General features: G+C 60.1%; 18 protein-coding genes. 9 read left to right on the top strand and 9 right to left on the bottom strand.

Going from position 1 to position 22,800, the window contains the following annotated elements; all coding sequences use genetic code 11:
* Positions 1-46: 46 nt before the first annotated feature.
* Both DBR24_RS28470 and DBR24_RS28465 read right to left on the bottom strand, forming a co-directional pair.
* Positions 47-646, bottom strand: coding sequence for an FMN-dependent NADH-azoreductase (locus DBR24_RS28470; RefSeq protein ID WP_123465565.1), 600 nt, complete (start codon positions 644-646; stop codon positions 47-49).
* Positions 647-874: 228 nt separating this feature from the next.
* A complete protein-coding gene (locus DBR24_RS28465; RefSeq protein WP_016985956.1) occupies positions 875-1,189 on the bottom strand; it encodes a hypothetical protein in 315 nt (104 codons plus the stop codon).
* Between the two features lie 49 nt (positions 1,190-1,238).
* On the opposite strand from DBR24_RS28465, the gene DBR24_RS28460 reads away from it, so the two are divergent.
* From DBR24_RS28460 to aqpZ, 5 genes are all read left to right on the top strand, one after another.
* Positions 1,239-2,162, top strand: coding sequence for a LysR family transcriptional regulator (locus DBR24_RS28460; RefSeq protein ID WP_128616362.1), 924 nt, complete (start codon positions 1,239-1,241; stop codon positions 2,160-2,162).
* Positions 2,163-2,176: 14 nt separating this feature from the next.
* Complete coding sequence (locus DBR24_RS28455; RefSeq protein WP_123465561.1) at positions 2,177-2,980, top strand: alpha/beta fold hydrolase; 804 nt, start codon at positions 2,177-2,179, stop codon at positions 2,978-2,980.
* A 3-nt stretch (positions 2,981-2,983) separates the two neighbouring features.
* Positions 2,984-3,547: a peptidylprolyl isomerase gene (locus DBR24_RS28450; RefSeq protein WP_128616361.1), complete on the top strand. Its 564-nt coding sequence runs from the start codon at positions 2,984-2,986 to the stop codon at positions 3,545-3,547.
* Between the two features lie 87 nt (positions 3,548-3,634).
* Entirely contained in the window at positions 3,635-5,467 is a 1,833-nt protein-coding gene (locus tag DBR24_RS28445; RefSeq protein WP_123465557.1) for an ABC transporter ATP-binding protein, read from the top strand.
* Between the two features lie 238 nt (positions 5,468-5,705).
* Positions 5,706-6,401 (top strand): aquaporin Z, encoded by a 696-nt coding sequence (gene aqpZ / locus DBR24_RS28440; protein ID WP_128616360.1) that lies wholly within the window; start codon positions 5,706-5,708, stop codon positions 6,399-6,401.
* Positions 6,402-6,514: 113 nt separating this feature from the next.
* Here aqpZ and DBR24_RS28430 read toward each other — a convergent pair whose 3' ends face one another.
* Positions 6,515-7,639, bottom strand: coding sequence for a GNAT family N-acetyltransferase (locus tag DBR24_RS28430; RefSeq protein WP_128616359.1), 1,125 nt, complete (start codon positions 7,637-7,639; stop codon positions 6,515-6,517).
* A gap of 280 nt (positions 7,640-7,919) precedes the next feature.
* Between DBR24_RS28430 and DBR24_RS28425 the strand changes: the two genes are divergently transcribed.
* The gene (locus DBR24_RS28425; protein WP_123465552.1) at positions 7,920-9,242 is read left to right on the top strand and encodes a putative porin; all 1,323 of its coding nucleotides are present in this window, start codon (positions 7,920-7,922) and stop codon (positions 9,240-9,242) included.
* 145 nt (positions 9,243-9,387) lie between these two features.
* On the opposite strand, the gene DBR24_RS28420 is transcribed toward DBR24_RS28425, so the two are convergent.
* The 5 genes from DBR24_RS28420 to aceK all read right to left on the bottom strand — a co-directional run bounded on the left by DBR24_RS28420 (position 9,388) and on the right by aceK (position 17,712).
* A complete protein-coding gene (locus DBR24_RS28420) occupies positions 9,388-9,624 on the bottom strand; it encodes an anti-sigma factor (RefSeq protein ID WP_128616358.1) in 237 nt (78 codons plus the stop codon).
* A complete protein-coding gene (locus DBR24_RS28415) occupies positions 9,618-10,226 on the bottom strand; it encodes an RNA polymerase sigma factor (protein ID WP_123465548.1) in 609 nt (202 codons plus the stop codon). The genes DBR24_RS28420 and DBR24_RS28415 overlap by 7 nt, the downstream gene beginning before the upstream one ends.
* Positions 10,227-10,362: 136 nt before the next feature.
* Positions 10,363-11,484: a beta-ketoacyl-ACP synthase III gene (locus tag DBR24_RS28410; protein ID WP_123465546.1), complete on the bottom strand. Its 1,122-nt coding sequence runs from the start codon at positions 11,482-11,484 to the stop codon at positions 10,363-10,365.
* A gap of 327 nt (positions 11,485-11,811) precedes the next feature.
* Positions 11,812-15,723, bottom strand: coding sequence for an ATP-dependent RNA helicase HrpA (gene hrpA, locus DBR24_RS28405; RefSeq protein WP_128616357.1), 3,912 nt, complete (start codon positions 15,721-15,723; stop codon positions 11,812-11,814).
* 267 nt (positions 15,724-15,990) lie between these two features.
* On the bottom strand, positions 15,991-17,712 hold the full coding sequence (gene aceK / locus DBR24_RS28400) for a bifunctional isocitrate dehydrogenase kinase/phosphatase (RefSeq protein ID WP_128616356.1): 1,722 nt from the start codon (positions 17,710-17,712) through the stop codon (positions 15,991-15,993).
* A gap of 423 nt (positions 17,713-18,135) precedes the next feature.
* Between aceK and DBR24_RS28395 the strand changes: the two genes are divergently transcribed.
* Both DBR24_RS28395 and DBR24_RS28390 read left to right on the top strand, forming a co-directional pair.
* Positions 18,136-19,761, top strand: coding sequence for a methyl-accepting chemotaxis protein (locus DBR24_RS28395; protein WP_128616355.1), 1,626 nt, complete (start codon positions 18,136-18,138; stop codon positions 19,759-19,761).
* A gap of 85 nt (positions 19,762-19,846) precedes the next feature.
* Positions 19,847-20,755, top strand: a complete 909-nt coding sequence (locus tag DBR24_RS28390; protein WP_128616354.1) for a DMT family transporter — start codon at positions 19,847-19,849, stop codon at positions 20,753-20,755.
* A 129-nt stretch (positions 20,756-20,884) separates the two neighbouring features.
* Here DBR24_RS28390 and DBR24_RS28385 read toward each other — a convergent pair whose 3' ends face one another.
* Positions 20,885-21,748 carry a DMT family transporter gene (locus DBR24_RS28385; RefSeq protein WP_128616353.1) on the bottom strand — a complete coding sequence of 288 codons (864 nt, stop codon included), beginning with the start codon at positions 21,746-21,748 and terminating at the stop codon, positions 20,885-20,887.
* Positions 21,749-22,198: 450 nt separating this feature from the next.
* On the opposite strand from DBR24_RS28385, the gene DBR24_RS28380 reads away from it, so the two are divergent.
* Entirely contained in the window at positions 22,199-22,738 is a 540-nt protein-coding gene (locus DBR24_RS28380; protein ID WP_128616352.1) for a hypothetical protein, read from the top strand.
* Positions 22,739-22,800: the final 62 nt, after the last annotated feature.

Here is a 22,800-nt window from a genome sequence, read left to right as displayed (position 1 = left end):
GCGCCAGGTCACTAAAACAATCGGCGATTATCTGGCGATTAACATATCAAGCGACCTGGGACAGTTTGGCGTTGGCCTGATTCAGGCCCTTCTCCTGGAAGTCGCCGCCCAGGTTCATGCCTTCGGCGTGGATGAAGGTCACGTCGTGGATGCCGATAAAGCCCATCACCTGACGCAGGTACGGTTCCTGATGGTCGGCCGGGCCGCCGGCGTAGATACCGCCGCGAGCGGTCAGCACGTAGGCACGCTTGCCGCTGAGCAGGCCTTGCGGGCCGGTTTCGGTGTACTTGAAGGTCACACCGGCACGCAGCACGTGGTCGAGCCAGGCCTTGAGGGTGCTCGGGATGGCGAAGTTGTACATTGGCGCGGCCATCACCAGCACGTCGGCTGCCAGCAGCTCATCGGTCAATTGGTTGGAGCGATCCAGCGAGGCTTGTTCGCTGTCGTTACGCTGCTCGGCAGGCTTCATCCAGCCACCCAGCAGGTTGCTGTCCAGGTGCGGCACCGGGTTCACGGCAAGATCACGCACGGTGATCTGATCAGCAGGATGCGCCGCTTTCCACTGGTTGATGAAGGTCTGGGTCAGCTGACGGGATACCGAGTCTTGCTGGCGGGCGCTGCTTTCAATGATCAGAACGCGGGACATGGTGTGTAGCCTCCATCCGAGAATGTTGTAGGTCGATGGAGTGAAGGTTAAACAGTGTCTAATCGATGAAAAAGCGCAAATAATTGCTGCAAAACATCGAATAATTAGTTTAGATGCTGATCCATAGCCGGCTGAAGTGAGCTTGCTCGCGATAACAGTGTGTCAGAGCAATCATTATTGACTGACACGCCGCTGTCGCGAGCAGGCTCACTCCTACAGGAACAGGTGTTATTTCGGGGTGCAGGTCAGTTTGATACGCAGCTTGATGATCTCGCGGGTGAATTTGGCCGTGGCGTTTTTATGTTTGCCGGCTGCCACTTCGATGTTACGGGTGCGCGGTGCTTCCGGGCCATTGGTAAACACAGCCTTGCAGACGGCATCGACATCGCCGTAGTTGGCTACCCGAATGGAGCCGATGTCGTTGTCGGTATCGAAAGTCTCGTAGTCGATCTTCATGCCGTTGAGATCTTTCTGCACATCAATCGGATAAGCAAAAGCAGTCAGCGGAAGCAGCGCCAGCAGCACACAACAGAATTTTTTCATTCGGCAGTCTCCATGAGGGACAGCCAGCTTAGGACAAGAGGAGCTATTGATGAAAGCGCCCCGCGTGACCCTGGATCAATGGCGAACACTGCAGGCTGTGGTCGACCACGGCGGATTCGCCCAGGCTGCCGAGGCCCTGCACCGTTCGCAATCGTCGGTGAGCTACACCGTGGCGCGCATGCAGGACCAGCTCGGCGTACCGCTGTTACGCATCGACGGGCGTAAGGCGGTACTCACCGAAGCCGGCGGCGTATTGCTGCGGCGCTCGCGCCAACTGGTAAAGCAGGCCAGCCAGCTGGAAGAACTCGCCCACCACATGGAGCAAGGCTGGGAAGCCGAGGTGCGGCTGGTGGTCGATGCGGCCTACCCGAGCGCCCGCATCGTCCGCGCGCTGACCGCGTTCATGCCGCAGAGCCGTGGTTGCCGGGTACGTCTGCGCGAAGAAGTATTGTCGGGGGTCGAAGAAGTGCTGCTCGAAGGCGTCGCCGATCTGGCGATCACCGGCCTGAGCATTCCCGGCTACCTCGGCGCCGAGTTGAGCGACGTCGAGTTCGTTGCCGTCGCCCACCCTGACCACGCCCTGCATCGGCTCAATCGCGAGCTGAGTTTTCAGGATCTGGAAACCCAGATGCAGGTGGTGATCCGCGATTCCGGCCGGCAGCAGCCGCGCGACGTTGGCTGGCTCGGCGCCGAACAGCGCTGGACCGTCGGCAGCCTCGCCACCGCCGCCACCTTCGTCAGCAGCGGTCTGGGGTTTGCCTGGCTGCCCCGGCACATGATCGAGCGGGAATTGAAGGAAGGCACGCTCAAGCTGCTACCGTTGGATCAGGGCGGCAGCCGCAACCCGAGTTTTTACCTGTACTCGAACAAGGACAAACCCTTGGGCCCGGCCACGCAAATTCTCATCGAACTGCTGCGCACCTTCGATACGTTGCCTCTGGATGCGTCGTACGCCGCCCCCGAACAAGCCTGACACGGAGTTCACCGATGGCCTATTTCGAACATGAAGGTTGCAACCTGCACTACGAGGAATATGGCCACGGCACGCCGTTGCTGCTGGTTCACGGGCTCGGTTCGAGCACCCTTGACTGGGAAATGCAGATCCCGGCCCTGGCCGCGCACTACCGGGTGATCGTCCCGGACGTTCGCGGTCACGGTCGCTCGGACAAACCCCGCGAGCGCTACAGCATCGCCGGGTTCAGCGCCGACCTGCTGGCGCTGATCGAACACCTCAACCTCGGCGCGGTGCATTACGTCGGGCTGTCGATGGGCGGGATGATCGGTTTTCAGTTCGCCGTCGATCAACCGCAAATGCTGAAAAGCCTGACCATCGTCAACAGCGCGCCCGAAGTCAAAATCCGCAGCCGCGACGATTACTGGCAGTGGTTCAAGCGCTGGAGCCTGATGCGCCTGCTCAGCCTCGCGACCATCGGTAAAGCGCTGGGCGGCAAGCTTTTTCCGAAACCCGAACAGGCCGGTCTGCGGCAGAAAATGGCCGAACGCTGGGCAAAAAACGACAAACGTGCTTATCTCGCCAGCTTCGATGCAATTGTTGGCTGGGGCGTTCAGGAACGACTTTCCCGGGTGACCTGTCCAACCCTCATCGTCAGCGCCGACCGTGACTACACGCCGGTCTCGCTGAAAGAAACCTATGTAAAACTGCTGCCCGATGCGCGGCTGGTGGTGATCGCCGATTCGCGCCACGCCACCCCGCTCGATCAACCCGAACGCTTCAACCAAACGCTGCTGGATTTTCTTGCCGCAGCCGATACTCAATCTCAGGATCACTGACCCATGCTGAAAAAACTCGCCCTCGCCGCCGGCACCGTGCTGTTTGCTGCCAACCTGATGGCTGCCACCCCGGCCAAAGCGCCACACGTGCTGCTGGACACCACCAACGGTCAGATCGAAATCGAACTGGACCCGGTCAAGGCGCCGATCAGTACCAAGAACTTTCTCGACTACGTCAACAGCGGCTTTTACACCAACACCATTTTCCATCGGGTGATCCCGGGCTTCATGGCGCAGGGCGGTGGTTTCACCCAGCAGATGCAACAGAAAGACACCAAAGCGCCGATCAAGAACGAAGCCAGCAACGGCCTGCATAACGTTCGCGGTACCTTGTCGATGGCGCGCACCTCCAATCCAGACTCGGCCACCAGCCAGTTCTTCATCAACGTGGCTGACAACGCGTTCCTCGATCCGGGCCGCGACGCCGGTTATGCGGTGTTCGCCAAAGTGGTCAAGGGCATGGACGTCGTCGACATCATCGTCAACTCGCAAACCACCACCAAACAAGGCATGCAAAACGTGCCCGTCGACCCTGTGATCATCAAGTCGGCCAAAGTCATCGACTAAGCTGTACAGGGCGTATCGAGCGGCGTGAGTTCTACCCCACGCCGCTCACACCGATAAAAGGAGAGCCCGGCTCCGGGCGGTTATCTGATGCTCTATCGCCGTTTCGAACAACTGATCGACATATTCCGTGACGCCCCGACGGCGTCTCCGCCGGACCGCGTTCTCCCCTTCTATACCTATTACCTCAAGCAGGTCTGGCCGAGCTTTGCCGCCCTGCTGGTGGTCGGCCTGTTTGCCGCGCTGATCGAAGTGGCGCTGTTCAGTTACCTGAGCCGCATCATTGACCTGGCCCAAGGCACGCCCAACCCGAATTTCTTCAGCGATCACGCCCTCGAATTGACGTGGATGCTGGTGGTCGCCCTGGTGCTGCGACCGATCTTTTTCGGCCTGCACGACCTGCTGGTGCACCAGACCCTGAGCCCGGGGATGACCAGCATGATCCGCTGGCAAAACCACAGTTATGTGCTCAAGCAGAGCCTGAATTTCTTCCAGAACGATTTCGCCGGGCGCATCGCCCAGCGCATCATGCAGACCGGCAACTCGCTGCGTGATTCGGCAGTGCAGGCGGTGGATGCGCTGTGGCACGTGGTGATCTACGCGATCAGTTCGCTGGTGCTGTTCGCCGAAGCCGACTGGCGCCTGATGATCCCGCTGCTGACGTGGATCGCCGCCTACATCGGCGCACTGTGCTACTTCGTGCCACGGGTGAAAGAGCGCTCGGTGGAAGCTTCCGACGCACGCTCGAAACTGATGGGGCGGATCGTCGACGGCTACACCAACATCGCCACCCTGAAGCTGTTCGCCCACACCAATTTCGAACAGCACTACGCCAGGGAAGCCATCGAGGAACAGACGGTCAAGGCGCAAATGGCCGGCCGTGTGGTCACCAGCATGGACGTGGCGATCACCACCATGAACGGCCTGCTGATCGTCGGTACTACGGCGCTGGCGCTGTGGTTGTGGACACAATCGCTGATCACGGTCGGCGCTATCGCTCTCGCCACCGGTCTGGTGATTCGCATCGTCAACATGTCCGGCTGGATCATGTGGGTGGTCACCGGCATTTTCGAAAACATCGGCATGGTCCAGGACGGTCTGCAAACCATCTCGCAACCGGTCAGTGTCACCGATCGCGAGCAGGCCAAACCCTTGGCCGTGGCCCGTGGCGAAGTGCGTTTCGAACATGTGGATTTTCACTACGGCAAGAAGCGCGGCATCATCGGCGACCTCAATCTGACCATCAAACCCGGGGAAAAGATCGGTCTGATCGGCCCGTCCGGCGCCGGCAAGTCGACCCTGGTCAACCTGCTGCTGCGCCTGTATGACGTCGAGGGCGGGCGCATTCTGGTCGATGGGCAGAACATCGCCGAAGTCGGTCAGGAGAGCCTGCGCGCGCGGATCGGCATGATCACTCAGGATACCTCGCTGCTGCACCGCTCGATCCGCGACAACTTGTTGTATGGCAAACCCGACGCCACCGATGCAGAGTTGTGGGATGCGGCCCACAAGGCCCGCGCCGACGAGTTCATTCCCTTGCTGTCGGACGCTGAAGGCCGTACCGGTTTTGACGCGCATGTCGGCGAGCGCGGGGTGAAACTATCCGGCGGTCAACGTCAGCGCATCGCCATCGCCCGCGTGCTGCTCAAGGACGCGCCGATCCTGATCATGGACGAAGCGACCTCGGCGCTGGACTCGGAAGTCGAGGCAGCGATCCAGGAAAGCCTGGAAACCCTGATGCAGGGCAAGACCGTGATCGCCATCGCCCACCGCCTCTCGACCATCGCGCGCATGGACCGGCTGGTGGTGCTGGAGAACGGCAAGATCGCCGAGAGCGGCACCCATGCCGAACTGTTGGCCCATCGTGGCTTGTATGCGCGGTTGTGGGCGCATCAGACCGGAGGGTTTGTCGGAATCGACTGACTTTTTCCGTCACCACAAAACTCTGCAGGCTCACTCCTACAGGGGATGTGCAAAATCTGTGACAGAGAAAACCGCCACAGCCCGCTAACTACGGGCGCTGGCGGTTTTTTTGCGCCTGCTGGAAATCCGTCCAAAGCCTGCTGTACTCAGGCAAGGCTCCGGCACGGAACCTGTCGTAAATCGGCATGGAGGCCTCACTCGATGCAGTCTCGATAGCACGCCTATCAAGGACACTCTCATGTCTCTGTTCAAACGTTCAGTTACTGAGTTGTTGGGTACGTTCTGGTTAGTGTTGGGCGGTTGTGGCAGTGCGGTGATCGCCGCGTCTTCACCGTTGGGAATCGGGGTGCTGGGGGTCGCCCTGGCGTTTGGTCTGACGGTGCTGACCATGGCATTTGCCATCGGCCACATCAGCGGATGTCATCTCAACCCGGCCGTCTCGGTCGGTCTGTTCGTCGGCGGCCGGTTCCCGGCCAAAGAGCTACCGGCCTATATCATCGCCCAGGTGCTGGGCGCGATTCTCGCGGCCGCGCTGATCGCCCACATCGCCAGCGGCAAGGAGGGATTTGATATCGCCGCCGGCCTGGCCTCCAACGGTTATGGCGAGCATTCGCCCGGCAAATACTCAATGGCGGCCGGGTTCGTGTGCGAACTGGTGATGACCGCGATGTTCGTGATCATCATCCTCGGCGCCACTGATAAACGCGCTCCGGCGGGCCTCGCACCGATTGCCATCGGCCTGGCCCTGACACTGATCCACCTGATCTCGATCCCCGTGACCAACACCTCGGTCAATCCGGCCCGCAGCACGGGCCCGGCGCTGATGGTCGGCGGCTGGGCGATCGCGCAGTTGTGGATGTTCTGGGTCGCGCCGCTGTTGGGCGCGGTGGTCGGTGGCGGGGTCTATCGCTGGCTGGGCAAAGAAGAAACCTGAAGCCTGTACAAATCCCCTTGTAGGAGTGAGCCTGCTCGCGATAGCGGTGTGTCAGTCAACATCAATGGCTCTGACAGACCGCTATCGCGAGCAGGCTCACTCCTACAGGGGATTCAGGTCTGGCGGTAGGGCAAGGCTGTTCTGGCTTCTTCGGCATAGGCAAGGACTCCGGCACGCTCTTGTTGCAGGAAATCCTTCACCGCCGCTTTCAACCCGGGATGGCGCAGGTAATGCCACGAATGAGTGATCACCGGTTCGAAACCACGAATCAACTTGTGCTCGCCCTGGGCACCAGCGTCGAAACGTTGATAGCCCTGCGCAATCGCGTAATCCATGCCCTGATAGAAACAGGTTTCGAAGTGCAGCCGATCAAACTCCGCCAGGCAACCCCAATAGCGTCCGTAAAAGCTATCGCCACCCACCAGACTGAAAGCCATCGCCACCGGGCGTGAACCTTGTCTGGCCAGCACCACGCGAATCGACTCCGGCATGCGTTCGGCTAGCAGGCTGAAGAACTCGCGCGTCAGGTACGGCGCCTGACGTCGCACCGCATAGGTATTGGCGTAACAGGCGTAAACGAAATCCCATTGCGCCTCGTCCAGCTCCCGTCCCTGCAACCATTCAAACTCGAAGCCCTGCCCCGCCACTTGCTCGCGCTCTTTGCGCATCTGCTTGCGCTTGCGCGAACTGAGCACATCGAGAAAGTCCTGAAAGTCCCGGTAGCCGCGATTCTGCCAGTGATACTGACAGCCGATGCGCTGCAACCAGCCTGGTTGTTCAGCCATGGCGGTATCGGTGAAGAGATCGGTGAAATTGATATGTGCGCTGGAAAGCCCTTCGATTTCCAGATACCCCGGCAGGCTCTTGAGCAACTCGAAGCCGTCTTCGACCTTCGCCGCCAACAAGCGTGGGCCGCTGACCGGGCTGAACGGCACGGCCGTCAACAGCTTGGGGTAATAGTCGATTCCGGCGCGGGCACAGGCGTCGGCCCAGCCATGATCGAACACATACTCGCCGTAGGAATGCCACTTGCGGTAACTGGGCAGTGCCGCTATCAGTCGATCATCCTCGATGAGCAACAAATGTTCCGGCTGCCAACCCGTGTGAGGGCCGACGCTGCCGCTGTCCTCCAGGGCGCTGAGGAAGGCATGGCGCAGAAACGGCTGATTCTCCGGCACCAGTGCGTCCCAGGTGGCCGGGGCGATTTCTGACAGGTTTTGCAGGCGTTGCAACGGCATCAACAGAGTCTCCACAAGCGGGTTTCAGCGCCCGGCGAGTATCGCCTATCGCCGGCCATTGCACACGTTCAATCGGGCGACAGCGCTCTAGATCAATAGTTCACGACGCATCTGGATCGTCATCAACCTGCCATCATCGTGCCACTGCTCTGTCATAAACCATCGCGATACTGGCGCCTGTTTTTAGAGCGCCGGGTTCTACCCGGACACTGTTTTCCGACCTTCACGTCGGTTGTGCCCAGGATGGTTCAGCCATCCCCTCTCATCTTCGGAGATTGCTATGCGTCTTGCTTCCACGAAAACTGCGGCGGCCCTGTGCGGTGGCCTGTTACTGGCCATGAGCGTTCCGGCCAGTGCTGCAGTCGACGCCAAACTGCTCGACATGCTCAAGGCTAACGGTTCGATTTCCCAGGCGCAGTACATTGAACTGCAAACTGAACTGGCCAAGGATCAGAAGGCTCAGCAAATCGCGCAGCAGGCGCAGCAAGAGACTAACGAGCAAATCGCGGCAACCGCGAAGAAAACCAATGAGCTGAGCTCCTTCGACCAGAAACTGGCCTGGGCCGCCAAGACCCAGTTCAAGGGTGACGTGCGTATCCGTCAGGAAACCATCAAGATCGACGGCGAACCGAACAACGGCGGCCGCGACAAGGATCGCCAGCGCATCCGTGCCCGCCTGGGCGCCTACACCGAGATCAACCCGCAAGTCGACACCGGCATCCGTATCGCCACCGGCGGCGGCGACGACGCCCGTTCGACCAACCAGGATCAGGACAACTACTTCGACAAGAAGCAGATCTGGCTCGACCTGGGCTACATCGACTACCACCCCGATCAGATCAAGAACCTGCACGTCATCGGCGGCAAAATGCTGCAACCGTGGGTCAGCATGGGTGACGTGATCTGGGACAGCGACATCAACCCGGAAGGTCTGGCCGTGACCTACAAATACCCGTTGGGCAGCAGCGCCGAGCTGTTCGGCAGCCTGGGTAACTACAACCTCAAGGACAACGTCGATGGCGACGGCGTGCAATTCCGTCACGACCTGCGCCTGACCTCTGGCCAGTTGGGTAGCCGCTTCGCGATCACCGACAACCTGAAACTGACCCTGGGCGGCAGCGTCTACGCCTACCAGAACGACAAAGACAGCCGCTGCACCGGGACTTCCACTCCGTGCGCCCTGGCGGTCAACGGCAACTCGGCCAACAACGAATTCCGTCTGTACGAGGGCTTCAGCCAGATCGATATCGGTGGCTTGCCAATGCCGTTGTCGTTCTACGGTCAGTACGTGAAGAACAACGATGCCGTGACCGATGCAGACACCGCCTGGCTGGTCGGCGCCAAGTCGAAAGTGTTCGGTCTGAACCTCGACTACAACTATCGTGACGTCCAGCGTGACGCCGTGGTCGGCGCCTTCACCGACTCCGACTTCGCCAACGGCACCACCGGTTCGCGTGGTCACAAGTTCAAGGTCGGTTACGACATCGACAAGAACTTTGCCATTGGCGCGACGTACTTCCTGACCAAAGCAGACTTCTCCAGCCGTACCCAGCGTGATGCAGACACCAACACCCTGCAGCTGGACGCGGAAGCGAAGTTCTAAGAAAACAGCGACAAGCTTCGAGCGACAAGTTGCAAGTCACCGCTCCCCTTGCGACTTGCCGATCGAAGTTGATTTTCCTGCAGCTCGATGCAGCAACAGCGATCCCCATCATCCGTTCGCTGGTGCTTCACCGGGCTGTGTTTTTTCACGGGCTATCGTCCCGCCGTTGCGCCGCCAAACGTTCCGCCAAGGCATCCATCCCTTCCTCCGGTTTCTCCGGCATCGCCTTCAAGGTCGCCTGCATCAAACGCATCTGCCGAATGAAACGCCGACAGTTCGGGCAGAACATCAGGTGATGACGCACCATCAGCTTCTCGCGAAAGCTCAACTGATCATCGAGATAATCGCTGGAGCGCGCCACTTGTTCCTTACAGGTCAGCATTCCCCGGTCTCCTCAAAATGCTCCACGGTCGCGAAGACTTTCAGCCGCGCACGATGCAGCAGCACACGGACATTGGAGAGCGAGATCTCCAGAAGATTACAGATCTCTTCCAGCTCCAGGCCCTGACGCTCACGCAACAGCAGAACACTGCTTTGCAATTCCGACAGACTGAGCAGCGTATGCTCCAGGCAGTCACGCAATTCACTTTCGGTCAGCAAGGCTTCGGGCGTGTCCTGGTGCCAGGCGAACGGGGCGATCAACCAATGGCCGTCGCCGGGAGAAAAGCGGTCGTCATCAATGGTGCCGTGGGGCGACGGCAAGTCATCCATCAGCACTTCGCGGCGATTCAGCTTGTAACGACTTTTGGCCGAGTTGGCGGTGATGGTCAGCAGCCAGGTCTTGAGGCTGGAACGACCTTCGAAACTGGCGATGTGGCGCACCACGGAAAGCCAGGCGTCCTGCACCACTTCTTCGACATGACGCTGGCCGACAATCGCATACGCCACGGCACGCATGGCGCTCTGATACGTAGTCACCAGTTCCTTGAAAGCCCGTTGTTCACCTGCCAGCAGGCGCTCAAGCAGTTGGGTGTCGTCAGCCATCCAAAAATCTCCTTGTGCCGATTCCGAAATGATAGAGGCAGGACTTCGCCTGCCGCCATTTCCGAAAAATTACAGCGTTTGAGCCGATTCGGATGTAGGAAAAGTCGACGTGTTTAAGGGGAAACTAAACCTCTTTTCAACGCTTGCGCAGAATCACGCTGCCGATCGAATAGCCTGCACCGAACGAACTCAAAACAGCCAGCGAACCGGCAGCCAGATCATCCTGGTGCTTGTGGAAGGCAATCACGGAACCGGCGGAGCTGGTGTTGGCGTAGGTGTCGAGAATCACCGGAGCCTCTTCTTCGGTCGCTTCGCGGCCCAGCAGCTTGCGCACGATCAGGTGGTTCATGCTCAGGTTGGCCTGGTGCAGCCAGAAGCGCTTTACGTCGCCGACATTGAGCTGATTCTCTTGCAGATGCTCACCAATCAGTTCGGCGACCATCGGGCAGACATCCTTGAACACCTTGCGCCCTTCCTGCACGAACAGCTTGTCGCGGGCGCCGACGCCCTCTTCCGCGGCGCGGTTGAGGAAGCCGAAATTGTTGCGGATGTTATTGGAAAACTTGGTCAACAGTTTGGTGCTGACCACGTCGAACTGGTATTTGGACGTCGCCAGATCGGCACGCTCGATGATCACTGCAGTCGCGGCATCACCGAAGATGAAGTGGCTGTCACGGTCACGGAAGTTCAGGTGACCGGTGCAGACTTCCGGGTTGACCATCAGGATCGCCCGGGCCTGACCCAGTTGCACGCTGTTGGCCGCCGCCTGGATGCCAAAGGTAGCCGAGGAGCAGGCCACGTTCATGTCGAAGCCGAAGCCCTGGATGCCCAGCGCTTCCTGGACTTCGATGGCAATGGCCGGGTAAGCGCGCTGCAGGTTGGAACAGGCAACGATCACGCCGTCGATATCAGCGGCGGTTTTACCGGCGCGCTGCAAGGCTTGCTCGGCTGCGCCGATGGCCATCTGGCACAGCACCGACCATTCGTCGTTGGAACGCTCCGGCAGACGCGGCGCCATGCGCAGCGGGTCGAGGATGCCATCCTTGTCCATGACAAAGCGGCTCTTGATGCCCGAGGCCTTTTCGATGAACGCGGCGCTGGATTCGGTCAGGGCCTGGACTTCACCGTTGGCGATGGCTTCGGCGTTATCGGCGTTGAACTGGGCGACGTAGGTGTTGAAAGACTGCACCAGCTCTTCGTTGGAGATGCTGTTGGCCGGGGTGTACAGGCCGGTGCCGCTGATGACGACATTATGCATGGTCGTTTCTCTAATCTGTTCAGGCAGAAAGTGCTGGAACCGTCGTACCAACACACAAAGGGTCTATTCCCATCCGGGGGACGCTGACCTGGCATCGCTTTATTCCGGTTCGCGACCTAACCGAAGGCTCTGGGTCGCGAAACGGGCGTTTATGGTCGCGAAGTTTGCCATAAACCCGAGGTTTTGGCGCCTTTCTCAAGACCGGCGCTGCTTCCCTGCAGGAGTGAGCCTGCTCGCGATTGCGTCGTATCAGTCACTATTGCGTTGACTGACACTCTGCTATCGCGAGCAGGCTCACTCCTAAAGGGGATTGTGCAGGCCTGGCAATCAAGGTTCGACCTGCGTCCACTGCTTGTTCAGGCGTTTGTCGGAAATCGGGACTTTGGTGCCCAACTGCTGGGCGAACAGTGACACCCGGTATTCCTCCAGCCACCAGCGGTACAACTCCAGCTGCGGATCGCGCTTGCCTTCCTGGGCATGCTTGGCGGCGCGGGTCTGGTATTGCGCCCAGAGGCCGGCCAGTTCGCCGCTCCAGACACGATCCTTCTGCACTTGCGCCCCGAGCTTTTCGAAACGCTGCTCGACCGCTTTCAGATAACGCGGCAATTCCTTGAGCCATTGCATCGGCGTTTCCCGGACGAAACCGGGGTACACCAACTGGCTGATCTGCTGCTTGATGTCATTCAGCGCCACCGCTTGCGCAAGGTCGATCTTGCCCTTGAAACGCTTTTGCAGACCGTGCCACAGCTTGAGGATCTCCAGCGTCAGGCGCGCCACGCGTTCGGCGTGTTCGGTCCAACTGCCGCGCTTGCGCTCGGCCAACGCTGCCAGCCCGGCGCCATCGCGGGGCAACGGGTCTTCGCCTTCCAGAATGCAGCTGTCGAGGCTGGCCAGCAGAATGTCTTCGACCAGCGCATCGACCCGGCCCAACTCGCGATAGAGCAGGCCCAGTTCGGTCTGCCCCGGCAATTTGCTGCGCAGGAACTTGGCCGGTTCCGCCAGTTGCTGCATCAGCAGACGCTGCAACGCGCGGCGGTGTTGAAACTCGGCTTCGGCCGGGGTCGAGAAGCGCCCTTCCTTGACCGCGCCGCCCTCTTCCACCAGCGCCGGATACACCGTCATCGACAGCCCGGCGATCTTCTGTTGGGTCTTTTCCGCCACTGGTGCAAAGACTTTCGCCTCCACCGGTTGCTGACTTTTTGCGCTCTGCGGCACCGCCAGTGCAGCCTGACTGGCTTCGGCAAACCGTGCGGTCAACTCGGCCAGATCGCGACCTTCGCCGAGGAACTTGCCCTGGCCGTCGACGATTTCCAGGTTCATCCGCAAATGCCCTTCGACCTGCTGCGCCGCTTCCGCCCACGCCTCATCGCTGACCCGCGCACCGGTCATGCGCAGCAACTCGCGACCGAGCGCTTGCGGCAACGAACCTTCGGCGAAGGTCATGCGCTGCAATGCCGCTTTGATGAAGTCCGGCACCGGTACGAAGTTCTTGCGCAGCGCCTTCGGCAGGTTACGCACGAGGGCGATGCACTTGGCTTCGATCATCCCTGGCACCAGCCATTCGAGGCGTTCCGGCGGCAGCATCGGCAACAACGGCGCCGGCACGCGCAAGGTCACGCCGTCGCGCGGGTGATTGGGTTCGAAATGATAGGTCAGCGCCAGTTCGAGGTCACCGATGTGCAGCGTATCCGGGTAGTCGCGCGCGGTGACTTCACTGGCCTCGCGGGCCAGCACGTCCTCTTCGCGCATGATCAGCAGTTGCGGGTTCTTCTGGCTGTTGACCCGATACCAGCTGTCGAAGGTCGCGGTCTGGTGAATCTCTGCCGGCAAGCGCGCATCGTAAAAGGCGTACAGGGTTTCTTCGTCGGCGAGGATGTCACGGCGCCGGGCCTTGGCTTCCAGCTCGTCGAGCTGTTCGAGCAACTGTTGGTTGGCCGTCAGGCACTTGGCTTTCGACTGAATCTCGCCGCGCACCAGGCCTTCGCGGATAAACAGCTCGCGGGACACCACCGGATCCACCGGACCGTAATGCACCGGGCGACGGCCAACGACGATCAGCCCGAACAGGGTGATCTGCTCGTAAGCCACGACCTGGCCACGCTTCTTCTCCCAGTGCGGTTCAAAGTGGTTCTTCTTGATCAGGTGCCCGGCCAGCGGCTCGATCCAGTCAGCGTCGATCTTGGCGACCATGCGCGCGTAAAGCTTGGTGGTTTCCACCAGCTCGGCTGTCATCAGCCATTGCGGACGCTTCTTGCCGATCCCCGACGACGGGTGAATCCAGAAACGCCGCTGACGGGCGCCAAGGTAATCGCCGTCCTCGGTTTTCTGACCGATCTGGCTGAGCAGACCGACCAGCACCGCTTTGTGCAGTTTCGGGTAATCCGCCGGCTCTTTATTGAGGCTCAGCTGCATGTCACGGCAGATCAGGCTCAACTGGCGATGGGAATCACGCCACTCGCGCAGACGCAGGTAGTTGAGGAAGTTCTTGCGGCACCAGTTGCGCAGCGGGCTGGCCGTCAGCGCCTGGCGCTGTTCTTCAAAACCACGCCACAGATTGACCAGCCCGGCGAAGTCCGAATCGCTGTCTTTCCATTGCGCGTGGGCCTGATCGGCGGCTTGCTGACGCTCCGGTGGACGCTCGCGCGGGTCCTGAATCGACATCGCACTGGCGACGATCAGCACTTCCTGCAGGCTGCCGAGCCTGGCCGCTTCGAGCAGCATGCGGCCCATGCGTGGATCCACCGGCAGGCGTGCCAACTGGCGCCCCAGCGGGGTCAACTGACTGTTGCGATCCACCGCCGAGAGTTCTTGCAGCAGATTGAAACCGTCGCTGATGGCTTTGCCATCCGGCGGCTCGATGAACGGGAACGCGGTGATTTCGCCGAGGCGCAAGTGCAGCATCTGCAAGATAACAGCGGCAAGGTTAGTGCGCAGAATCTCCGGGTCGGTGAATTCCGGGCGACCGAGGAAGTCTTCCTCGCTGTACAAGCGCACGCAAATGCCCGGCTCGACCCGGCCGCAACGACCTTTACGCTGGTTGGCGCTGGCCTGGGAAATCGCCTCGATCGGCAGACGCTGGACCTTGGCGCGGTAGCTGTAACGGCTGATGCGCGCGGTGCCGCTGTCGATCACGTAACGGATGCCCGGCACGGTCAGCGAGGTCTCGGCGACGTTGGTCGCCAGCACCACGCGACGCCCCGGGTGCGACTGGAAAATCCGCTGCTGTTCGGCGGGCGACAGGCGCGCGTACAGCGGCAGGATTTCGGTGTGTTTGAGCTGAGCCTTGCGCAGCATGTCGGCGGCGTCGCGAATCTCGCGTTCGCCGGGCAGGAACACCAGCACATCGCCAGGACTGCGGCGCTCGCTGCGCTCGTAGGCGGCGATTTCGTCGAGGGTGGCGAGGATCGCCTGATCCACAGTCAGGTCGTCTTCGACGCGGTTGCCCTCCTCGTCCTGCTCCAGGGTCAGCGGTCGATACCAGGTGTCCACCGGGAAGGTGCGGCCGGAGACTTCGACAATCGGCGCGTCATCGAAATGTTTGGAGAAGCGCTCCAGGTCGATGGTCGCCGACGTGATGATGACTTTCAGGTCCGGACGACGCGGCAGCAGGGTTTTCAGGTAACCGAGCAGGAAGTCGATGTTCAGGCTGCGTTCGTGGGCTTCGTCGACGATGATCGTGTCGTAGCGTTCCAGATAGCGGTCGTTCTGGGTTTCCGCCAGCAGGATGCCGTCGGTCATCAGTTTGATCAGGGTGTTGGAATCGCTCTGATCCTCGAATCGCACCTGATAGCCGACCAGCGAGCCGAGCGGCGTGCCGAGTTCTTCGGCAACCCGGCTTGCGACGCTGCGTGCTGCAATTCGGCGTGGCTGGGTGTGGCCGATCAAGCCATGCTGGCCACGACCGATTTCCAGACAGATTTTCGGCAACTGAGTGGTTTTGCCCGAGCCGGTTTCGCCGGCGATGATCAGCACCTGATGCTTTTCCAGGGCCTGTTTGATTTCGTCACGCTTGGCCGCAATGGGCAGGCTGTCGTCATAACGAATCACCGGCAGGCTGGCCTTGCGCGCCAGCACCTGATCGCAGGACGCCTGCATCCGCGCCACCCACTGGGCCAGCTTGGCCTCGTCAGGCTTCTTGCGCAGCTCAAGCAACTGCCGCCGCAGCCGGTGACGGTCGGCGAGCATGGCGTGATCGAGGTTTTTCAGCAGTTTGTCGATGGAGGGCGATTCGTCGGTCATCGGGTACGCAATTCGGTCGTCTATTTATGCAGGGGGCGGATTGTCGCAGATTTGGCGGATTTGTGGCGTGTCTGGGGGATTGCGGCCCTCACCCTGGCCCTCTCCCAAAAGGAGAGGGGACCGAGCGAGTCAACTTTGCCAGCTTCACCGACCTGAACGTGCATCACCGAATCCATAATCGCCAAGGCCTTTCAGGTCGATGCTTGCTCCCTCACCCCAGCCCTCTCCCTCCGGGAGAGGGCTGGGGTGAGGGAGTTTTTAAGAGGGCTATTCGTTATCCAACCCTTTACGCCGATAAGGAAAGACATCAATCACTTTCCCGGCGCGAATCGCCTCCTGCAGGCTCTTCCAGTAATCCGCGTTATACAACTCGCCATGCAACTGATCGAACAACTTGCGCTGCCCCGAATCGGCAAACAGAAACGGCGGAAACTCCTCAGGAAAGACATCCAGCGGCCCGATCGAATACCACGGCTCGGAGGCCATTTCATCCTCGGGGGTGCGCGGTGCGGGGATGTGGCGGAAATTGGCTTCGGTCAGGAAGCAGATCTCGTCGTAGTCGTAGAACACCACCCGCCCGTGCCGGGTGACGCCGAAGTTTTTCAACAGCATGTCGCCGGGAAAGATGTTGGCCGCCGCCAATTGCTTGATCGCCAGGCCATAGTCTTCCAGCGCCTCGCGCACCTGTGCATCGTTGGCGTTTTCCAGATAGAGGTTCAGCGGGGTCATCCGGCGCTCGGTCCAGCAGTGGCGGATCAGCACCGTGTCGCCTTCGACCGAGACGGTGGACGGTGCCACCTCCAGCAGTTCTTCCAGACACGCCGGATCGAACTTGCTCAGCGGGAAACGGAAATCGGCGAATTCCTGGGTATCGGCCATGCGCCCGACCCGGTCGACGCTTTTCACCAGCCGGTATTTCTCGATCACCGTGGCGCGATCGACGTTTTTCGACGGTGAGAAGCGGTCCTTGATGATCTTGAACACGGTGTTGAAGCCCGGCAGGGTAAACACGCTCATGACCATGCCGCGCACGCCCGGGGCCATGATGAACTGGTCATTGGTATTGGCCAGGTGGTTGATCAACGCGCGGTAGAACTCGGACTTGCCGTGTTTGTAGAAACCGATTGAGGTGTACAGCTCGGCGATGTGCTTGCCCGGCAGTATGCGTCGCAGAAAACCGATGAATTCCGCCGGCACCGGCACATCGACCATGAAATACGAGCGGGTAAAGGAAAAGATGATCGACACGTCGGCTTCGTCGGTGATCAACGCGTCAATCTGAATCCCGCGTCCTTCACGGTGCAGCAGCGGAATCACCAGCGGCCACTGTTCGTCACGGGTGTAGATGCGCCCGACCAGGTAGGCCCCCTTGTTGCGGTAGAGCACCGAAGAAAACAGCTCGACGCTCAGTTCCGGGTCCTTGCACACCCAGTCCGGCAGGTTCTCGCGCAGTTGCGCTTCGAGGCGGCGCAAGTCGCCGGGCAAATCGGCGTAATCTTCGCTGAAGCGGTAATCGGCAAAAATGCTCGCCAGCATCGCGCTCAGCTGGCCTTGCGGCTTGTAGGTGCGGGTCTGCGCGGCCCGTGCGCGGCGCAGGCTCGGACGCGTGGTGTGGATGAACATGCAGCCATCGCTGATCAGGTCATGGCTGAACAGCCCGCAGAAGATCGAGTTGTACCAGGTCTCGGACAATTCATCGTCGAAGCGCAGGTCGATGACGCTGATGTAGGCGCTTTTCACCAGTGGCCAGCAACTGACATTCATGAGTGCTTCGTCATCGAAGTACTCCCGCAGGCGGGCAATGGTTTCGCCGACTTTCTCTTCGTAGAGGTTGATTCGCGCCGCAGATGCGGTTTGCGTCTCCTGCCAGCGAGCCTGTTCGAAACGCTCCCGGGCGCCGTCGGTAATGCGCCGGAAATGCTCGCGGTAATCGTCAAAGCCTTCGAGAATCATCCGGGCGATGTCGGTGGCTGGCCATGGCTGCGGCATAGATGAGACCTCGGCGTGCAAGTGGGAATCCGTGCCTGAGCTTAGCCATGGATGCACCGGCAGGAGAAGTGCAATTTCTGCCAAATGCGCGGCAGGGTTGTACAACGACACAGTTTTTATCAAAGTTTTTTTAGTCGACCGTTCGGTCAGCAAAGCCACCGGGCAGTCGGCGATCGCGACCACTCACTGCGTGATGTGCAGCCGCGTATTCATTGGCTTGCGGATCCAATCGCCGCCCCAGCGGCTCTAGCCTGCATCTCTTCCTCTGTTACTCGTGCTGCAGCAACACTCGGCATGACGTGCGCAGATTGGTCTTACCAAAATAGTGGCACTTTGATATACAGGCCGCCATCACCCTCTTCACAACAAGATCCTCGACTGACGGGGACGACCTCTCCCCCCCAAAGATCAAGGAGCACATTGATGTCTATCCGCAATCTGCGCATCGGTTTGCGCGCCGGTTTGAGTTTTGCCGTGCTGGCCAGTCTGTTGGTGATCGTCGGCCTGTTTGGCCTGGGTCAGATGAAAACTCTGCGTGAAAGCGCTGCGGTCATCGAAGAGTCGTGGATGCCGAGCATCGAAAGCATTCATGACGCCGCCGCGAACATTGCCAGCATCCGCCTCGAATCCCTGCGCCTGATCACCAGCACCCAGCCAGCCGTGCGTGACAGAAGCAAAGGCCTGATCAAGGTGCAGCGCGAAGAATTGCTCAAGCGTCTCAAAGACCATGAAGCCTTGCTCACCAGCGATCAGGAACGGGGCATGCTCGCAGGCTTGAGTGCCGACATCGGCAAGTACATGAGCATCCTCGACCAGATCATCAGCCAGATCGACGCCGGGCAAACTGAACAGGCCTACACCCGTTTGAACAATGATCTGGCGCCACAGGGCAGAGTGCTCGACACGACCCTGGAGCAGATGATCAGCCTCAACCAGCAAGGTGCCGACGCCGCCGCCGAGGCCGCCGCCGACATGTACCAGCGGGCGCTGTGGATCGTTGCGACGATTATCGTCACCGCGTTGATCGCCACGCTGTTGCTGGCGTGGCAACTGACCCGCAGCATTACCACGCCGATCAATCAGGCGCTGAAGGTGGCCCAGCGCATCGCCGCCGGCGACCTCAGCGGCGAGATCGTCAGCAGCGGTCGCGATGAGGCCGCGCAATTGCTCGATGCCCTCGCGCAAATGCAGGGCAATCTGCGCTCGACCATTCGCGGCATCAGCGAGTCGGCGCAGCAACTGGCCTCCGCCGCCGAAGAAATGAGCTCGGTGATGGAACAAAGCACCCGCGGCCTGCAACAGCAGAATGACCAGATCGAACAGGCCGCCACCGCCGTCACCGAGATGAGCACAGCTGTGGATGAAGTCGCGGCCAACGCCGTGTCCAGTGCCGAGGCTTCCGAAGCGTCGAACGAAGACAGCAAGCATGGCCACGTCCAGGTCAGTGAAACCATCCGTTCGATTCAAGAACTGGTCACCACCGTGCTCGGTGCCTCGGAACAGGCCGAAGGCCTCGCCACCCAGGCCCAGGACATCAGTAAGGTGCTGGAGGTGATTCGCGGGATCGCCGGGCAGACCAACCTGCTGGCGCTCAACGCCGCCATCGAGGCTGCGCGGGCCGGTGAGGCCGGGCGCGGTTTTGCCGTGGTCGCCGATGAAGTGCGTTCGCTGGCGCAGCGTACGCAGAACTCCACCGAAGAAATCGAGTTGATGATCAGCAGCATCCAGCACGGCACCGGCGCGACGGTCGGCGCGTTGCAAAGCAGCGCCGAGCAGGCCAGTCACACCCTGCGTCGGGCCAACAGCGCCGGGCAGGCACTGGAGAAGATCACCGCGGCGATTGGGCAAATCAACCAGCGCAATCTGGTGATCGCCAGCGCCGCCGAACAGCAGGCGCTGGTGGCGCGCGAGGTCGACCAGAATCTGGTCAGCATCCGCGATCTCTCGACGCAAACCGCGGCCGGCGCCACCCAGACGTCGGCCGCCAGCCAGGAGCTGTCGCGGCTGGCGGTAGACCTCAATGGTCTGGTCACGCGCTTCGTGATCTGAGGGAAAAATTAAATGCCCCGATAGCGGTTGCCATCGCCGGGGCGCTCGGCAACACTCTCGTCCCGATCAAGGAAGGAGTGTTGTCGTGAGCCCTGTCGATATTTTCCGCATGCTGTCGCTGGCCGCCATCTGGGGTGCGAGCTTCCTGTTCATGCGCATTATTGCGCCGGTGATCGGCACGATTCCGACGGCGTTCTTTCGGGTGTCGATTGCGGCTGTCGGGCTGCTGGTGATTCTCGGCCTGATGCGTATCAACTGGGATTTCAAGGGCAAGCTGAAAACCGTGATGTTGCTGGGGGTGATCAACTCGGGCATTCCGGCGACCCTGTATTCGGTCGCGGCGCAAGTGCTGCCGGCGGGTTATTCGGCGATCTTCAACGCCACCACGCCGCTGATGGGCGTATTGATTGGCGGCTTGTTCTTCAGCGAGAGGCTCACCGTCGCCAAACTGACGGGCGTGTTCCTGGGATTGTTCGGTGTCGGCGTGCTCACCCGCGCAGGGCCCGTGGCCTTCGACCTGGAATTGTTGATGGGCGCCCTCGCCTGCCTGCTCGCGACCACCTGCTACGGTTTTGCCGGATTCCTCACCCGTCGCTGGCTGGACCATACCGGTGGGCTCGACAGCCGACTGTCAGCCGTGGGCAGCATGCTCGGTGCCTCATTGTTTCTCTTGCCGCTGTTCGGCTACAGCGTCATCACTGCGCCACCGGCAAGCTGGGGTGGCTGGAATGTCTGGCTGTCGCTGCTCGGCCTGGGCCTGGGTTGCACGGCATTCGCCTACATCATTTACTTCCGCCTGCTCAGCTCGATTGGCCCGGTGAAGTCAATGACCGTAACCTTCATGATTCCGGCGTTCGGCGTGCTGTGGGGCGCATTGTTGCTGGATGAGCCGCTGTCGATGGCGCACCTGTATGGCGGGGTGTTGATTGCCTTGGCGTTGTGGCTGGTGTTGAAGCCTGCGGTGGTGACGCCTGCCGAGGTGGCGGCTCGCTGATTCAGTCTTCGCGGGCAAGCCTGCTCCCACAGTGATTGATGTCGTCCACATCCTGCGGCTCGACACAAAACCCTGTGGGAGCGGGCTTGCCCGCGATGGCGACCGAACAGCCGCCACCTCAACTGGCTATCAGCTGGATTTACGGAACACAAACGCCAGACCGACAATGATCAACAGCATCCCCAGCACGCTCAACGCGGCCAGACGATTACCGAAGATCAGATAGTCCATCACCGCTGTCACCGCCGGCACCAGATAAAACAGGCTGGTGACATTCACCAGATTGCCCCGCGCGATCAGGCGATACAGCAACAGCGTCGCCAGCACCGACACCACCAGGCCCATCCACAACACCGGCACGATAAACCCTGCGCTGTGTTCGAAATGAAACGGCTGGAACGGCACGAAGATCCCGCACAGCAACAGCCCGGCCAGGTATTGCACCGGCAGCGTGCCGAGGGGATTGTCAGTGATGCCTTTCTGCATGATCGAGCCCAGTGTCATGCTCGCCAGCGCCAGCAGACCGAAGAGCATCCCGGCCCAGGACATACCGGCCAGACCGATCCCTTGAAACACCACCATGATCAGCCCTGCCAGCCCCAGCGTCAGCCCGAACAGGCGGCTCGCCGAGCGCTGCCGCTCCATCAATACAACGGTGAGAATCGGCTGCACGCCCATGATGGTCGCCATCACTCCCGGAGTGATTCGGGTGTTAAGGGCCAGCAGATAGAAAATCTGATAAGCCCCCAACAGCACCACCCCGGTGGCGATTGCATAGAGCATCGGCCTGCCGCCCTTGGGCAGCTTCAACTTGAGCAACGGCGCCAGCAGCAACAGCCCGCACAGGGCAATCACAAAGCGAATCAGCAGAAAGGCGAAGGGTGACGCATGGGCCAGGCCCCATTTGGAGAAGATCGCCCCGCTGCTCCACAGCAGAACGAACAGGCTCGTGGACGTCGCCGCGAGCACGGTTTTTTTCGAAAGGACAAACATGAATACCACCTGTAGTCAGGCAAAAAGCCAACTCAGCCGAAGCTGAAGTTCAGTAGGTTTTTCTGGCGGGCGCAGGGGTCAGCAGAGAATGCCGATCAGCCCGAAACGCCAACGCCCGGCGGTGATACGACTGCGCACACCGGCGTGCTACTGACAGGTGGAGGGTAATGACTGATCTGCCCAGGCTGCTGATTCCCGCACGGCACGACGCCAGCGTTGACCGCTGAATCGACTACCGCGTTGATGAGGGATGCAGGCATCGGGGCTGATCTTTGTTGAGGGTCTAGAAGGTGAATCGCCTGATTCACGAGCGCCGACTATAACCAGCGCGGAACATGGATTGCAACGATTTGTACAAAGGGCCAGCAGGGACAGCTCGAAGGCAGGCACATAGGCTGATGAGCAACGGATAGGCCCATTGATGGGGAGACAGGGAATGCTCGAAATTACATGCCAAGGGAACGGACGAATTTGCGGTATCAGTGGTATCGGTCAGAGGCGAGGAAGCAGGCGGCCAATACTTTTGCAAAACTACAGAAAGATTTGCAGCAGAAGGGGATCGTCGATGTCGACCACTCCAGAGTCCGATTTGAAGCTGTCGATGCGCTGGCTCTGAATGCCTATGAAGAATGGCTCGACCCTCATTTTTCATGGCAAGAAATTGTCAGGTGGAAATCCAGAGAACCGATGGGTTTTGATTTGGCTATCTGGTTTGACCATGAGCTCTGCGGGCTGTGCTTTGCAAACCCGAATCAGAGTCGGTTACGCGTGAAAATCGTGCGACTGGAAGGCAAGCCTGGCAACGATCACCCGCTCAAGAGTCGGATCGCGACGTTTGCCCTGACAGCTGTTACTCACTTCGCGCGAATCATTGGCAGTGAGCAGATCGAAATTCAGGAGCCTCTAGCAGGGGTTATTCCTCTCTACCGGCAACTGGGTTTCGATTTCGACTCAGAGGGGTGGCTTGTGATGCCTGTCGACTACGTCTAGTATCAGCTCAACTGCTCATTTAATGATCAATTTCGGAGGCGCCATGAAAAATCTCGTAGAAA

Origin of the sequence: Pseudomonas sp. HMWF006, assembly GCF_003061205.1 — a bacterium.
Classification (GTDB): domain Bacteria; phylum Pseudomonadota; class Gammaproteobacteria; order Pseudomonadales; family Pseudomonadaceae; genus Aquipseudomonas; species Aquipseudomonas monsensis.
Note: the sequence above shows the minus strand (reverse complement) of the source record. Positions and strands in the feature narration are given on the sequence as shown.

Coding starts and splice junctions, on each gene's coding strand:
- DBR24_RS28420 (WP_128616358.1), bottom strand. CDS start 9,624: ATGCTGACCTGTAAGGAACAAGTGGCGCGCTCCAGCGATTATCTCGAT.
- DBR24_RS28385 (WP_128616353.1), bottom strand. CDS start 21,748: ATGTTTGTCCTTTCGAAAAAAACCGTGCTCGCGGCGACGTCCACGAGC.
- DBR24_RS28415 (WP_123465548.1), bottom strand. CDS start 10,226: ATGGCTGACGACACCCAACTGCTTGAGCGCCTGCTGGCAGGTGAACAA.
- aceK (WP_128616356.1), bottom strand. CDS start 17,712: ATGCCGCAGCCATGGCCAGCCACCGACATCGCCCGGATGATTCTCGAA.
- DBR24_RS28445 (WP_123465557.1), top strand. CDS start 3,635: ATGCTCTATCGCCGTTTCGAACAACTGATCGACATATTCCGTGACGCC.
- DBR24_RS28470 (WP_123465565.1), bottom strand. CDS start 646: ATGTCCCGCGTTCTGATCATTGAAAGCAGCGCCCGCCAGCAAGACTCG.
- aqpZ (WP_128616360.1), top strand. CDS start 5,706: ATGTCTCTGTTCAAACGTTCAGTTACTGAGTTGTTGGGTACGTTCTGG.
- DBR24_RS28465 (WP_016985956.1), bottom strand. CDS start 1,189: ATGAAAAAATTCTGTTGTGTGCTGCTGGCGCTGCTTCCGCTGACTGCT.
- DBR24_RS28395 (WP_128616355.1), top strand. CDS start 18,136: ATGTCTATCCGCAATCTGCGCATCGGTTTGCGCGCCGGTTTGAGTTTT.
- DBR24_RS28450 (WP_128616361.1), top strand. CDS start 2,984: ATGCTGAAAAAACTCGCCCTCGCCGCCGGCACCGTGCTGTTTGCTGCC.
- DBR24_RS28430 (WP_128616359.1), bottom strand. CDS start 7,639: ATGCCGTTGCAACGCCTGCAAAACCTGTCAGAAATCGCCCCGGCCACC.
- DBR24_RS28410 (WP_123465546.1), bottom strand. CDS start 11,484: ATGCATAATGTCGTCATCAGCGGCACCGGCCTGTACACCCCGGCCAAC.
- DBR24_RS28380 (WP_128616352.1), top strand. CDS start 22,199: ATGCCAAGGGAACGGACGAATTTGCGGTATCAGTGGTATCGGTCAGAG.
- DBR24_RS28425 (WP_123465552.1), top strand. CDS start 7,920: ATGCGTCTTGCTTCCACGAAAACTGCGGCGGCCCTGTGCGGTGGCCTG.
- hrpA (WP_128616357.1), bottom strand. CDS start 15,723: ATGACCGACGAATCGCCCTCCATCGACAAACTGCTGAAAAACCTCGAT.
- DBR24_RS28460 (WP_128616362.1), top strand. CDS start 1,239: ATGAAAGCGCCCCGCGTGACCCTGGATCAATGGCGAACACTGCAGGCT.
- DBR24_RS28455 (WP_123465561.1), top strand. CDS start 2,177: ATGGCCTATTTCGAACATGAAGGTTGCAACCTGCACTACGAGGAATAT.